The organism is Aureimonas altamirensis (assembly GCF_001463885.1).
GTDB lineage: Bacteria > Pseudomonadota > Alphaproteobacteria > Rhizobiales > Rhizobiaceae > Aureimonas > Aureimonas altamirensis.
The window spans coordinates 26,628-40,384 of sequence record NZ_BBWQ01000002.1; the positions used below are offsets into that span (position 1 = coordinate 26,628).

A 13,757-nucleotide genomic window follows, 5' to 3' on the forward strand; every position below is an offset into this window, starting at 1 on the left:
TTACTGGAAGGCCGTCTCGAAAAAGGAGCGCAGCTTGCGCGAATGCAGCTTCTCGTGCGGCATTTCGGCAAGGCTCTGCATGGCGCGGATGCCGATCTCCAGATGCTGGGCAACCTGCCGCTTGTAGAAGTCGGTCGCCATTCCGGGCAGTTTCAGCTCCCCGTGCAGGGGCTTGTCCGAGACGCACAAAAGGGTGCCGTAAGGCACGCGGAACCGATAGCCGTTGGCGGCGATGGTGGCCGATTCCATATCGAGCGCGATCGCGCGCGATTTCGATAGCCGCTCGACCGGCTCTTTCTGGTCGCGCAGTTCCCAGTTGCGGTTGTCGATGGTGGCCACCGTACCCGTCCGCATGATGCGCTTGAGGTCGTAACCCTCCAGCCCGGTCACGTCGGCGACCGCCTTCTCCAGCGCCACCTGCACTTCCGCCAGCGGCGGCACCGGCACCCAGACGGGCAGGTCGGCGTCCAGCACATGGTCTTCCCGGACATAGGCGTGTGCCAGCACATAGTCTCCCAGCGCCTGCGTGTTGCGCAGCCCCGCACAATGGCCCAGCATCAGCCAGGCATGCGGCCGCAGCACCGCAACATGGTCGGTGATCGTCTTGGCGTTGGACGGGCCGACGCCGATATTGACCATGGTGATGCCGCTGCCGTCGGCGCGCGTCAGGTGGTAGGCCGGCATCTGCGGCAGCCGGGCCGGGGCGACGCCACTTCCGGCGACTGTCTCGCCGGCCGGCGTCACGACATTGCCAGGCTCGACGAAGGATGCGTAACCATGGCCGCCTTCGGCCATGAAGCCCCTGGCCATGGCTGCGAATTCGTCGATGTAGAACTGGTAGTTGGTGAACAACACAAAATTCTGGAAATGGCGCGGGCTGGTGGCCGTATAATGCGACAGCCGCGCCAGAGAATAGTCGACGCGCTGCGCGGTAAAGGGTGCGAGCGGCCATGCCTCGCCCGGCGCCGGCTCGAAATTGCCGTTTACGATCCGGTCGTCGGTTGCCGCAAGGTCCGGTACGTCGAAGATGTCGCGCAGCGGCATGCCCAGCCGCTCGGCCTGGGCGCCATCGACATAGGTGCCTTCCGGGAAAGCGAAGTGCAGCGGGATCGGCGTATCCGAATGGCCGATCCGCAGCGGCTGGCCGTGATTGTGGATGAGCTGCTCGATCTGCTTGTGCAGATAGTCTCCGAACAGGTCCGGCCGGGTGATCGTCGTGGCATAGTGGCCCGGGCCCGAGACGAAGCCGAAGGACAGCCGCGAATCGATCCTCGTATGCCCCGTCGTCGTCAAGGCGATCTCGGGGTAGAAGGCCCGGTAACGGCGGTCGGCCGAACCGTCCTTCAACACGGTGTCGAAGCTGTGCAGCAGAAAGTCGACGGAGGTGTCGTACAGCCGCGTCAGAGCGGCGACGGCATCGTCGGCATTGTGGAACAGGCGGCCCTGCTCCACGGGGGGTGTCTCGACGGGCAGCGGTTCGGCAAGGAGAAAACGGTCGCTCATGCGCAAGCCTTTACCTGCGCCGGCCGTTCCTGAAAAGCCGATCGGTTACTAGCGAACCTCTGTCTGCGGCGAGCAGACCACACCCTGGTCGTAGCAGCCCGAGAACGGCGCGAAGGCAAGCCGCTTGGCCTCGTTGTTGCTGTGTACGAGCGTCGAGAACCCGAAGGCGAAAATGGCCAGGAGAAGGGTCAGGACGGCCAGACGAAGCACCATGGCTGTTTCCTTTCTGCGTTGGCATTAACTTTACGGTTTCAACCTTAACCGGAGATGGCTCCAATGTTGACCCCGGATGGCAAACGGGGTTAGCGCCACGTTAATGCCCGCACGGTTTCGCAAGCGGCCTGCGCGTCAGCGCGTCCAGTGCTGCGACCGGCAGAAGACTTTCGCAACGCAACCCTTCAATTCCAGGGCATTGCCGGCGATGGTGGCACTGCCTTCATAGGTCTTGCTGTTGCGCGGGTCCGTCACCGTACCGGTGTAGGCGTTGCCGCTGCCGCTCATGCGGCCGATCTCGCGGCCCTTGAACTCGCCCGTCTGGATGCGCGCGCAATAGGCCCCGCCGCAATCCTGGAAGGCAACGGTGGTTCCGTTCTCCGTTTTCCAGTTGCCGACGATCGGCTCTGCCGCCATCGCGCTCCCGCCTGCCGATGCAAGGCAGATGGCCATTGCCCAGATGCGCAGGTTGCGGCCGGCTGCAAGCGAGGACACCATGTTCATTGCGTTCTCCCAAATTCGGGCCTTCAGGCCGCCTTTTCCCGGGCATTTTCGAGCGCGCCCGCAAGGGCGTTCTCGAACAGCGCCAGCTCTTCGTCCGTGCCCACCGTCACGCGGATCATCCGATCCAGCGGGGCGACACCCGGCATGCGGATGAAGATGCCGCGTTCCAGCACACCCTGCAATATAAGACGGGCGAAATCGCCGTCGCGTCCGCAGTCGATGGCGACGAAGTTGGTGGCGGAGGGAAGTGGCGTCAGTCCATTGCGCCGCGCGATATCAGACAGGGTCTCGCGTGCCGCGACGATCCTGCCGATGGTGGTTTGCAAATATGCCTGGTCTGCCAGTGCGGCGATCGCACCGGCCTGCGCCATGCGCGATACGCCGAAATGGTTTCGCACCTTGTCGAACTCGGCAATCAGCGCCGCCGGCCCAAGCACATAGCCGACGCGGACTCCGGCCATTCCGTAGGCTTTGGAAAACGTGCGGAAGCGCAACACATTGTCCCGGAAGGGCAGGAGCGGGGGCAGCGCATCGGCAGGGGCGAGGTCGCTGTAGGCCTCGTCGAGGATCAGCAGCGTTCCGGCGGGTACGCCATCCATCAGCCGCTCGATTGCCGGTGCATTCCACCACGACCCTGTCGGGTTGTCCGGATTGGCGAAGTAGAGCAGCTTCGGCCGCACGCTGTGCGCGCGCTCCAGAAGGGCTGTCGGATCTTCCCGGTCGTCCGCATAGGGGACGAAATCCAGCCGTCCGCCATGCCCTGCAACATGGTAGTTGAAGGTCGGATAGGCTCCCAGCGACGTCACCACCCGGTCGCCCGGCGCAATCGTCAACTGCACGGTCAGGCCGAGCAGGCCGTCGACGCCTTCACCTACGGCCACATTGGCGATCTCCACACCGTGATGCGCGGCGATGGCGGCCTTGAGCTCGTATTGCTCCGGGTCGCCATAGGCCCAGCTTTCGGCTGCGGCGCGGCTCATCGCTTCGATCACCGCCGGAGAGGGTCCGAACGTGCTTTCGTTTGCGCCGATCCGGGCCTTGAAGCGCAGGCCCAGCCGCCGCTCCAACGCTTCCGGCCCGACAAAGGGCACCGTCGCGGGCAGTCCGCGTGCGATATCGGTTAGAAAATCCTGCATCGATCAATCCTCGGTCGGCTGCAGATCGCGCGAAAAGCGCCGCCAGTTCTGAACATATTTCTGCGCCGACTGGCGCAACGCATCTTCCGCGGCGGCGTCCAGGGTGCGCATCACCTTGGCCGGAGAGCCGACGATAAGGCTGTTGTCGGGAAACTCTTTCTTTTCCGTCACCAGCGCGCCGGCCCCGACGATGCAGTTGTTGCCGATGCGCGCGCCGTTCAGGATGGTGGCTCCCATGCCGATCAGGCAGTTGTCACCGATGGTGCAGCCGTGCACCACGGCGCCGTGGCCGATGGTGCAGCCCTTGCCGATGGTCAGCGGAAAGCCCGGGTCGGTGTGGAGGATGCAGTTTTCCTGTACATTGCTTTCGGCGCCGATCCTGATCCACTCATTGTCGCCGCGCAGGACGCTGCCGAACCAGATTCCGACATCGTCGCCGATGCGTACCCGCCCGATCACATGTGCCCCCGGCGCGATCCAGAACGCGCCCGCCGCCGGCAACTCGGGCGACTGGCCGCCCAAGGCATAAATCGTCATGCTCGAAGCCTCCCCATCATGGGCGGGAAGGTGCGTCACGACGCGCGATGAATCAAGACAATGTCTCAATCATGCGACGTGTGATCGACTGGCGCACGGAGGCGTATTCGGCCCAGGGGTCGGCCTGTTCGATACGCGCGGCCATATCCCCAAGGTGAAACGCCGCGGCGGATGACAGCGCGTCGAGTTCGTCCCAGCTTACCGGCGTCGCCACCGGTGCGTCCTTTCGCGCGCGCGTGGAATAGGGAGCAATCGCCGTCGATCCGCGCTCGTTGCGCAGCCAGTCGATGAAGATGCGCCCCTTGCGCCGGGCCTTGGACATCGTCGCCACGAAACGGTCCGGCTCGTCCCGCGTCACGGCTTCGGCGAAACCGCGTGCGAAATCCTTGAGTGTCGGCCAGTCCTGCCGCCGCACCAGGGGGACAACGATGTGGATGCCCTTGCCGCCGGTTACCATCGGAAAACTCGTCAAGCCGCCATCTGCCAGCCGGTCGCGCATTTCGAGTGCGGCCTGGCGGACATCGGCAAAGCCGAGCGACTCATCGGGGTCGAGGTCGAAGACCAGCCGGTCCGGCTTGTCGACATCGTCATTATGCGCGCCCCAGATGTGAAATTCCATCGTGCCCATCTGCACGGCTGCCAGGATGCTGCCGAGCCCGTCCAGCGACAGGTAGACGGCGTTTTCGCCATCCTTCTCGCGGATATCGACATGGCCCATCTGCGGTGGAAATCCGCCCGTATCGTGCTTCTGGAAAAAGCAGGCCTTCTGGCCACCCTGCGGGCAGCGCACCAGGGACAGCGGCCGTTTGCCCGCATGGACCAGCATCCGGTCGGCCACCATGACATAATATTCGGCAAGGTCGCGCTTGGTGATGCCCTGTCCCTCGAAGACGACGCGCTCCGGCGATGTCAGCCGAACCCCTTCGATATCGCCCGGCTTGCCGTCCGACTTCCTGCGCCCCTTGGCCCTCGGCTTGACCTGGTCCATCGGCTTCTCCTCCACCACCCGCTTGGCCGGCTTGTCTTCGCGCAAACCCTTGAAGACGCCATGGCGGATATGACCCTCGCGGGTGAGTTCGGCGAAATCGATCTCCGCCACCAGCACGGGGTCAAGGTAATGCGCGCCGCGACGGATGTCGGCCGGCACGGTGTCGAATGGGCTGTCTTTTCGCGACAGGGATGCAAAGCGTTCCGCAAGGTCGTCGAGGGCCGTGCCGTCGAAGCCAGAGCCGACGCGGCCGCGATAGACGAACTTCTTTCCCTCGTTCACGCCGACCAGGATGGACGAGAATGGGCGGCCGGGCTTGTCGGAGGTGGAATAGCCGCCGATGACGAATTCCTGCCGGCGGCCGCACTTCGATTTCAGCCAGGCTTTGGACCTGCCTGCCATGTAAGGAGCATCGGCGCGCTTCGAGACGACGCCCTCAAGGCCTTTGCGGCATAGTTCGGCAAGCACATCGCCGCCATGGCCCACGATATGCGGGCTGTAGTGAAGGGCAGATCCGTGCGTGCCTGCCATCAGGCTTTCAAGGGCGGCCTTGCGCTCGATAAGGGGCTTGCCGGTCAGGTCCTGTCCATCATGCTCGAGAAGGTCGAAACAGAAGCACGACAGCGCGCCGCCGTCGGTGAGCGCTTCCTGCAGGGCCGAAAAGTCTGTCCGCCCGGCGCCGTCAAAGGCAACGACTTCTCCATCGATGAGAAAGCTTCTCGCCGGCAAGGCCTCGACGTGCCGGAGCAGGTCACCGAACTTGTCGGTCCAGTCCTTGCCGTTGCGTGTATAAAGCCGAACCTTGTCGCCGCCCCGTGCGATCAGGATGCGGTACCCGTCGTATTTCACCTCATGCAGCCACGCGTCGCTCGTCGGCGCCGTGCTGGAGAGCGTCGCCAACTGGACGGGGCGAAAGGCCGGCAACGCAGCCTGCTTCTGTGTTCGGGCAGAAGGCTGGCGAGCTGAAGGCTGGCGGGCAGACGCCTTCGCTGCGGCAGGCTTGCCGGCGGCGGCACCGGATGCGATCTGGTGGAGGGTGCGTCCCGTCTTTGCACTTCGGTCGAGGCGCAGGATATTGCGGCTGGTGCTGGCCACGTCATCCTTTTCCTTGATCAGCAGCCAGTTGTCGCGTTTTTCGCCCGGCCGCCGCTTCATGCGGATAAGGGCCCACAGGCCCTGCATCTTCGCCCCGTGAAGGTGCATTTTCAGATTACCATCGGCAAATCCCTTGGCCGCGTCTCCGACCGGCTCCCAGGTGCCGGTGTCCCAAAGCATCACCGTTCCGCCGCCATACTGCCCCTTGGGTATGGTCCCTTCGAAATTGCCGTAGTCCATCGGATGGTCTTCCGTCTGGACCGCCAGACGCTTGTCCGCAGGGTCGAGGCTCGGTCCGCGCGTCACGGCCCAACTCTTCAGGACGCCATCCCATTCCAGCCGGAAATCGTAATGCAGCCGGGTGGCATCGTGCTTCTGAACCACGAAGAGTAGGCCATCCGCCGAGGCGGAGCCGCCGGTCGGCTCGCTCGTGTGCTGGAAGTCGCGCTTCTTGCGATAGGGAGAAAGCAGCGAGTCGTTCATCGCCTCAAATCCGTTCGGCCGGTTGAACTGCAGAGGTCCGGACATTACCCCTCATGATGTCCCGCAACCGCAAAAGGTTCCGCATGATTCGGTTTCTGCACACCGCAGACTGGCAGATCGGCAAGCCCTTCGGCGGCTTCGAGCCGGACGTGCGCGCCGAATTGCGGGCAGAGCGGTTTGCCGTGGTGGCGCGCATCGCGGCCTTGGCCCGTGACGAAGGCTGCGCTGCCATACTGGTTGCGGGCGATGCCTTCGACGACAACACGATCGGCGACAGGGACATCGTCCGCACGCTGGACGCCATGGCCGGCTTTCCCGGCCCATGGGTGATGCTGCCGGGCAACCACGATGCCGCCTTGCCGGTGTCCGTATGGACGCGGATACGGGCCGGCGGCGCGTTGCCGGTGGATCTGCGGATCGCCGATACACCGGATATCACCATGCTGGCCGATGGCCGCCTGGCTGTTCTGGCGGCGCCACTGACGCGGCGGCACGAGGGGCAGGATGTAACCGAATGGTTCGACCGGGCCGAGACGCCGGCCGGGGCGGCGCGTGTCGGGCTTGCGCATGGCGCGGTTGCCAACCGGCTTCCGGAGGCTGCGGAAAGCGGCAATCCGATTTCCGACCGGCGGGCGGAGACGGCGCGGCTCGACTATCTGGCCCTCGGCGACTGGCATGGCTTTCTGGAGGTCGCGCCGCGCACCGTCTATAGTGGCACGCCGGAGGCCGATCGCTTCACCTCCAACGCGCCGGGCTATGCCGCCTTGGTGGAGATCGCCCTGCCGGGCGAGGGCGCCAGGGTTCGCCGCCTCGATACCGGGCGGCTGCACTGGGCCTCGCTGGAGGTCTTCGTGGACAACGCGGTCGAGGCCTTGGACGAAGCCATGGCCACTCTTGCCGATCCGCTGCGCAGCCTCGTATCGCTGAAGCTGGCCGGCACGGTGTCCCTGCATGGACGCATGGCGATGCAGGACAGGCTGTCTTACTGGGGCTCGCGTCTCTTCGCCTTGCGCACCGATGAGTCCGGCCTATACGATCGGCCGGAGGCGGCCGATTTCGAGCGGATGGAGATATCCGGCTTCGTGCGCGCCGCCATGGAACGGCTGCGCGCCCGCGCGGAGGATGCGGCCGACCCGCAGCGCGAGGCTGCGGCGCTGGCGTTGCGCCTGGCCTATGTCGAACACCGCCGGCAGCAGGCCGCCACATGACCATGCAGATCAGGTCGGTGCGCATCGACAGCTTCGCCTCCATCCGCCAGATGGAGATTGCCGGCCTGGAGCCGGGTCTCAACATCGTCGTCGGAGATAACGAGGCCGGCAAATCCACGGTCCTCGCCGCCTTGCGCGCGGCGTTCTTCCACCGTCATCGGGCGCAGACGGACGCGGTCCGCGAATTCATGCCCTATGACGGTATCGGACGGCCGGAAGTCGCGGTGGAGTTTCGCCTCGGTTCGGTGGATTACACCTTGACCAAGTCGTTCCTGACGCGGCCGCAGGCGCAGCTTGCCTGGCCGGGCGGCCGGCTGGAGGGCGACGCCGTCGAGGATCGGTTGGCCGAACTCATCGGCTTTTCCCACCCAGCGCGCGGAGCGCCGAAACTGGCCGAGCATCAGGGCGCTTTCGGTCTTCTCTGGATCCAGCAGGGGCGGGCGCCCGAAGGCGTCGATGTCGGCGCCGCCCGGAACATGGTGGCGGCATCGCTTGAAGGCGAGATGGGACATTTCCTCGGCGGCGGTCAGGGAGAGGCCATGCTGGCCGCGGCCCGCTCGCTCCAGGACAGGTTTTTTACCGCGACGCTTCGGGTCCGCACGGATTCGCCGCTGCGGCTGGCCGAGGACGAATTGGCCACATTGCGCCAATCGCTTGCCGAACTGGAGGAATTGCAGCGCCGCTATGAGGCGAAACTCGAGCGGCTCGGAGACCGAAGGCGGCTTTTGGCCCGGTACGAGGCGGAAGATGCCGTCGGCAAGGCCGACAAGGACCTTGCCGTCGCTCAGGACGCCGCCCGGCGTGTGGATGGGCTTCAGGAAGCGCACAGGCTGGCGGAGCGTGCCGTGGAGCAGGCGCGGCAAAGCCGGGCGCGGGCCGTGGAGCTTGTAAAGCGCCGGCTGGCGCTTCAAGCCGATCACGAAGCGGCGGTCGAAGCCGTGCAGGCAGCAGCACGGGAGCAGCAGGACTGTCGCGACAAGCTGTCCCTTGCCAGACAGCAGCTCGAGGCTGCCGACGCGGCCGTGGCAGAGGCGCGCCGTGCCGAGGAGGCCGCGGAAGAGGCCGAACGTCACCGAAGCCGCGATGCCGAGTTGCAGCGGCTGATTGCGGGGCTGGCGGACTTGCGGGAGCGGCGGGAGGCCGTGCTGCGCGCCATGGCCATACAGGCAGGCAGTGAACCGTCCGGCGTCGCCGAACCAATAACCAAAGCTGCCCTGGAGAAAATGGAGACGGCGTTCCTTGCCTTGCGGGAAGCCGAGATTCGCCTTTCGGTGGCATCGGCGCATATTCGCTTCGAGCCGGTCGGTCAGGCAAGCATCCTTGATTCTGCCGGTCGTGCAGTTGCCCCCGAAGCGGACCTGCCGGTGTCCGGCACGGCGCAGTTCAGCATCGAAGGCTTCGGCGACATCGTCGTCAAAGCCGGCGGTGAAACGGAAGAGTTCGTCCGCCGCGCCGAAGAGGCCCGGCGCAACTGGCTTCGGCTCGCCGGGCGCCATGGCGTCGAGAATCTCGACGAGGCCCGGGCATCGTACGACCGCTCGCAGGAGCAGGCAGCGCAACGGCGACAGGCGGCAGCGGATGTTGCCCGTCTGGCGCCCGCCGGGCTTGCGGCGCTGGAGCTGGAGATCGTCACGCTCGAGAAGCGACAGGGCCAGCTTGCCGGCGAGCCCGCGCCCGATCGGCCCGCGCTTGCGCTATCGCGAGAGGAAGTCGCATCTGCGCGTCGCACTGCCGAAGATGCGTTGGCTCAGGTGCGCGGCTTCCTTGCGGCCTTGTCCGAGCAGGCGGTGCGCGCGGACGTTCGGCACGAACATGCCGTCGCACGGGCCGCCCAGGCGGATGCAGCCCTCCAAAGCGCAGCCGGTGCCGAGCCGCTGGAAAAGCTTCAGGACGCCGTCGCCGAAGCCGAGCAGGAGGTGGTCGCCGCAGAGGCTGCGTTGGCGGCCCGGGCGCGGGATGCCGCGACATCGGACCCGGAGGTCGCACGGCTGGAACTGGACCGGGCGGGGCGGGCGCGGGATCAGCTCGTTCGTACGCTTCGCGATCTTTCGCAAGAGGTTCATGGGTTGGAAGGCGAGCTTCGGGTCGAAGGGGCGTCTGCGCTGGAAGAGCGCATCGCACGGCTTGAAGGCGAGATCGAACATGCAGAGCGCCGCGTGGCCCGCCTGTCGGTGGAAGCAGAGGCCTCCCGTCTTCTTTATTCCACACTGGAAGAATGCCGCAGCGATGCACGGGAAAGGTGGCTTGGTCCGCTGAAGGAGAAGGTCGCGCCCTATCTGCGCCTCGTGCAGCCGGGTGGCATCATCGAATTCGACGATGCAACGATGGACGTGCGCAGCATCGTGCGCAACGGCGTAGAAGAGCCGTTCCACCGGCTGTCCCATGGTGCGCGGGAGCAGGTAGCCGTCGTCACCCGGCTCGCCATCGCCGAAATCCTGCGCGAAGCCGGCCATCCGGCCTTCGTCATCCTCGACGATGCGCTCGTCAACACGGACGAAAAGCGCCTGGCGCGCATGCATCTGGCGCTTGGGCGCGCCGCCGCCTCCATGCAGGTGATCGTGCTGACCTGCCGCGAGCGGGACTTTATCGGACTCGGCGCTTCGCTGCATCGTATCTGAGAGCGGGTCCGTCTATCCGGGGCGCAATCCCAGATAGCAAAAGTGGCTGACATGAAACCGCCAGTTTAGGTCGCAGCATCGCCGACGCCGAACCAGCGGATAAACCCTACGTTTCAATTTAACTTTGCATCAACACCTGCGCACACCGCAGGTGGTTGTTTCGTGCTTGCTGCGCAACAAGCGGACGATGCTGTGCCAAGACAACGGCCAAGTGCGTTGTTGGAATGATCTGCAGGTAATAGTTTGCAGGATGAAAGACGGCGGGATGAGCCTGCCACTTTCAAGGGATGGGGCAGGGAAGGCTGTCCTTCGAAACAAGGCCCAACCCAACCTGTAAACTTGACTGGAGGTCAGGAAATGAACATCAAGAGCCTTCTTCTCGGCTCCGCTGCGGCTCTGGTCGCGGTATCGGGTGTGGCCCACGCGGCCGACGCCATCGTCACCGCCGAGCCCGAGCCGGCTGAATATGTCCGCGTCTGCGACGTCTACGGCAAGGGGTTCTTCTATATCCCCGGTACCGAGACCTGCCTGAAGGTCGGCGGCCATGTCCGCTACCAGTACAATTTCGATCAGAACGCCACGATCAAGAACGGCAGCGTCGAGACGGGTGGCGGCTACGCCGGCCTTTCCAAGGTTCGCGCCCGCCTGAACTTCGACGTTCGTGAAGAGACCGAGCTTGGCACGCTGCGCGGCTATGTCCGTCTGCAGGCCCAGAACGCCAATGGCGCCGACAGCGCCACCTACCAGATGAAGTTCGGCTACCTGCAGCTCGGCGGCCTGACCGCCGGCCTGTACGACTCGCTCTGGACGTCGGACATCGGCGGCGCCGAAGACGGCCTCCTCACGGATTCGGATCTGGCAGTCGGCGATCGTACGGCAAACCTGGTCTCCTACACCTATGCGATGGACGGCCTGACCGGCACGCTGAGCCTTGAGAACCCGGTCTTCTCGAAAGCCAGCCGTCATGCCGACAGCGACGACAGCTTCGACGTGGTCGCCAAGGTCGCCTACAGCGCTGGCTGGGGTGGCGCTTACGTTGCCGGCGTCTACGACTCCGAGGCAGACGTCTACTACGCTCCGGGTCTGGCTTCGTCCGACGCCAAGGAAGGCTATGCCGTCAAGCTCGGCGCCTGGGTCGACAACCTGCTGCTGGCCGACTCGACCTTCAAGGTCGAGGGTCACTACGCTCCGGAAAAGACCGACTTCGCTACGCTCGACACTTCCTACGGCTCGCGTGACGGCATCCCGCTGCAGTGGACGGCCGGTGCCGGCTACAGCGTGAAGTTCGGCAAGCTCGGCGTCGGGGTCGCAGGTCGTTACGGCGAGACGTTCGACAGCGTCGTCATTCCGAACGGCAAGGCTCTGGGCGTGGTCGATCTGGTTGGTAACGTCGGATACGACATTACCAAGAACCTGAACCTGCTGACCGAGGTCACCTACCAGAACATCGAGCAGCCTTCTCAGGGCACGCCGGCTTCTGCCAAGATCACGGAAGACAAGCTCGGCGGTTTCGTCCGTCTGCAGCGCAACTTCTAAGCCGCGCGGGGCTTCCACGCCCCACCCGCTTCAAGAGCATAAGGCCCCCGGTTTACGCCGGGGGCCTTTTTGTTGTGTCGCGCCAACAAGGGTCGCGATCCCGTAATCGCTCCATAACGACGAAGGCCGCCGGTGCGCACCGGCGGCCTTATTGTTTACTTGGACTTTCCGGTTTTCCGCCGAAATTGGACGTTTCCAACTCAAGCTGCCGTCAAATTGCCCGAATTATTAACAGGCGGTAAACGCAATCGTGGCGAAACGGCAACAGGGGTGTGACCAAGCAGCGTCAGCACTGACAACTAGAGGTTTTACAGATTGCGTCCCAACCACTGGTAGCTATGTTGGGATTCGAAAGCGGCGGGGGGACGAACCTGCCTCTTTCAAGGGGAAGGGGCAGGGAAGGCTGTCCTTCGTATCAAGGCCCTCCCTATACCTTGTGAACTTGACTGGAGGTCAGGAAATGAACATCAAGAGCCTTCTTCTCGGCTCCGCTGCGGCCCTCGTCGCAGTATCCGGCGCTCGCGCTGCCGACGCCATTGTCATGGTCGAGCCCGAGCCGGTCGAATACGTCCGCGTTTGCGACGTTTACGGCACGGGCTTCTACTACATCCCGGGAACGGAAACCTGCATCAAGACCAGCGGTTACTTGCGTTTCCAGTACAACGTCGCGGGTAGCCCGGCTGGCAACTCCGAGGGTGACGACTACCAGGCTCTGTCCTCGGTTCGTGCCCGTCTGAACCTCGACGTTCGCGAAGAGACCGAACTCGGCACCCTGCGCGCCTACTTCCGTCTGCAGGCTCAGAACACCGGCGCTTCGCCGGAAGACGAGTTCGCGATGGAGCAGGGCTACCTGCAGCTCGGCGGCTTCCTCGCTGGTTACCGCGACACGCTGTGGTCCTCGGACATCGGCGGCATCGAAGACGGTCTGCCGACCGACGACGATCTCCCGATCGGCGACTTCAACACCAACCAGATCTCCTACACCTTTGCGACGGGCGGCTTCGCTGCCACGCTGGGCCTGGAAGACGACGGCACGGGTGACATCGCTCCCGACGTTCACGGCAAGCTCTCCTACACGGGTGCCTGGGGTGGCGTGTTCCTCTCCGCCGTGTACGACGAGACCTTCAACGCCGAAGACGTCGCCGATCTGTTCGGCATCGACGACCTCGACCTGCCGGCCTTCTTCCCGTTCGTTCCGGCTCGTGACGTCGACGGCAGCAACGATGCCTTCGCCCTCAAGGCCGGCCTGACGCTGCAGGATCTTCTGGTTGCCGACTCGACCCTCAAGGTCGACGGTCACTGGGCTTCCGACCCGACGAGCTACGCTGTCATCAGCGGCTTCACGTCGGCCGGCGGCATCCTGCCGAGCAACGCGACGCTCGAGAACCCGACCCCGGGTGCCTTCCCGCTCGTCCTCGAGTGGTCGGTCGGTGCTGGTTACTCGCAGAAGTTCAACCGTCTGACGGCTGGCGTGTCGGGCCGCTACGGCGAGACCTTCGACTACGCCTTCGTCGCTCCGGAAGTTCCGGGTGGCTTCGTGTTCTCGTCGGCTGACTACTGGGCCGTCGTCGGCGACATCGGTTACGACCTGACCGCCAACATGAACGTCCTGGCCGAAGTGAAGTACCAGAACATCGACTTCGGTGGCGTTGCCTCCGACGACCAGACCTCTGGCTTCCTCCGCTTCCAGCGCAACTTCTAATCGAGTTCACTCGATACGAAGTGAAGGGGTCCGGCTTTGCCGGGCCCCTTTTTGCGTCTGGCATCTGATTGGCCCCCTCCTGCAAGAGCGGCGACCGCCATACGAAAAAGCCCCTCTCGCCAACCGGCGGTAGGGGCTTTCGTGCTACGAGGTGATCGCCGGGGGCTGGCCAGCGCCTGTTGGTTAGTTCGCTTGCGATGGGGAAGCGCCCACATCAGGCCTGGTCTTGTGACG

At 64.5% G+C, this 13,757-nt stretch carries 10 protein-coding genes; 4 read left to right on the forward strand and 6 right to left on the reverse strand.

The genetic code is table 11. The annotated features are described in order from the left end of the window. From AUL31_RS02035 to ligD, 6 genes are all read right to left on the reverse strand, one after another. A complete protein-coding gene (locus AUL31_RS02035; protein WP_060600560.1) occupies window positions 1–1,503 on the reverse strand; it encodes an AMP nucleosidase in 1,503 nt (500 codons plus the stop codon). A gap of 48 nt (window positions 1,504–1,551) precedes the next feature. Next, entirely contained in the window at window positions 1,552–1,716 is a 165-nt protein-coding gene (locus tag AUL31_RS20185; protein ID WP_156417280.1) for a hypothetical protein, read from the reverse strand. Between the two features lie 135 nt (window positions 1,717–1,851). Beyond that, the gene (locus tag AUL31_RS02040) at window positions 1,852–2,220 is read right to left on the reverse strand and encodes a DUF2147 domain-containing protein (RefSeq protein WP_409359930.1); all 369 of its coding nucleotides are present in this window, start codon (window positions 2,218–2,220) and stop codon (window positions 1,852–1,854) included. 23 nt (window positions 2,221–2,243) lie between these two features. After that, window positions 2,244–3,356: a pyridoxal phosphate-dependent aminotransferase gene (locus AUL31_RS02045; protein WP_060600564.1), complete on the reverse strand. Its 1,113-nt coding sequence runs from the start codon at window positions 3,354–3,356 to the stop codon at window positions 2,244–2,246. Window positions 3,357–3,359: 3 nt separating this feature from the next. Further along, complete coding sequence (locus tag AUL31_RS02050) at window positions 3,360–3,893, reverse strand: gamma carbonic anhydrase family protein (RefSeq protein WP_060600567.1); 534 nt, start codon at window positions 3,891–3,893, stop codon at window positions 3,360–3,362. A gap of 52 nt (window positions 3,894–3,945) precedes the next feature. Next, window positions 3,946–6,459, reverse strand: a complete 2,514-nt coding sequence (gene ligD, locus AUL31_RS02055; RefSeq protein ID WP_060600929.1) for a DNA ligase D — start codon at window positions 6,457–6,459, stop codon at window positions 3,946–3,948. Between the two features lie 83 nt (window positions 6,460–6,542). On the opposite strand from ligD, the gene AUL31_RS02060 reads away from it, so the two are divergent. From AUL31_RS02060 to AUL31_RS02075, 4 genes are all read left to right on the forward strand, one after another. After that, the gene (locus AUL31_RS02060) at window positions 6,543–7,667 is read left to right on the forward strand and encodes a metallophosphoesterase family protein (protein ID WP_060600932.1); all 1,125 of its coding nucleotides are present in this window, start codon (window positions 6,543–6,545) and stop codon (window positions 7,665–7,667) included. Next, window positions 7,664–10,285, forward strand: coding sequence for an AAA family ATPase (locus AUL31_RS02065; protein ID WP_060600570.1), 2,622 nt, complete (start codon window positions 7,664–7,666; stop codon window positions 10,283–10,285). The genes AUL31_RS02060 and AUL31_RS02065 overlap by 4 nt, the downstream gene beginning before the upstream one ends. Window positions 10,286–10,642: 357 nt before the next feature. After that, window positions 10,643–11,821 (forward strand): porin, encoded by a 1,179-nt coding sequence (locus tag AUL31_RS02070; RefSeq protein WP_060600573.1) that lies wholly within the window; start codon window positions 10,643–10,645, stop codon window positions 11,819–11,821. Between the two features lie 460 nt (window positions 11,822–12,281). Continuing rightward, the gene (locus tag AUL31_RS02075; RefSeq protein ID WP_060600577.1) at window positions 12,282–13,523 is read left to right on the forward strand and encodes a porin; all 1,242 of its coding nucleotides are present in this window, start codon (window positions 12,282–12,284) and stop codon (window positions 13,521–13,523) included. Window positions 13,524–13,757: the final 234 nt, after the last annotated feature.

Excerpts from the sequence above, each read along its gene's own strand:
- AUL31_RS02035 (WP_060600560.1), bottom strand. The coding sequence starts at position 1,503 with ATGAGCGACCGTTTTCTCCTTGCCGAACCGCTGCCCGTCGAGACACCC.
- AUL31_RS20185 (WP_156417280.1), bottom strand. The coding sequence starts at position 1,716 with ATGGTGCTTCGTCTGGCCGTCCTGACCCTTCTCCTGGCCATTTTCGCC.
- AUL31_RS02040 (WP_409359930.1), bottom strand. The coding sequence starts at position 2,220 with ATGAACATGGTGTCCTCGCTTGCAGCCGGCCGCAACCTGCGCATCTGG.
- AUL31_RS02045 (WP_060600564.1), bottom strand. The coding sequence starts at position 3,356 with ATGCAGGATTTTCTAACCGATATCGCACGCGGACTGCCCGCGACGGTG.
- AUL31_RS02050 (WP_060600567.1), bottom strand. The coding sequence starts at position 3,893 with ATGACGATTTATGCCTTGGGCGGCCAGTCGCCCGAGTTGCCGGCGGCG.
- ligD (WP_060600929.1), bottom strand. The coding sequence starts at position 6,459 with ATGAACGACTCGCTGCTTTCTCCCTATCGCAAGAAGCGCGACTTCCAG.
- AUL31_RS02060 (WP_060600932.1), top strand. The coding sequence starts at position 6,543 with ATGATTCGGTTTCTGCACACCGCAGACTGGCAGATCGGCAAGCCCTTC.
- AUL31_RS02065 (WP_060600570.1), top strand. The coding sequence starts at position 7,664 with ATGACCATGCAGATCAGGTCGGTGCGCATCGACAGCTTCGCCTCCATC.
- AUL31_RS02070 (WP_060600573.1), top strand. The coding sequence starts at position 10,643 with ATGAACATCAAGAGCCTTCTTCTCGGCTCCGCTGCGGCTCTGGTCGCG.
- AUL31_RS02075 (WP_060600577.1), top strand. The coding sequence starts at position 12,282 with ATGAACATCAAGAGCCTTCTTCTCGGCTCCGCTGCGGCCCTCGTCGCA.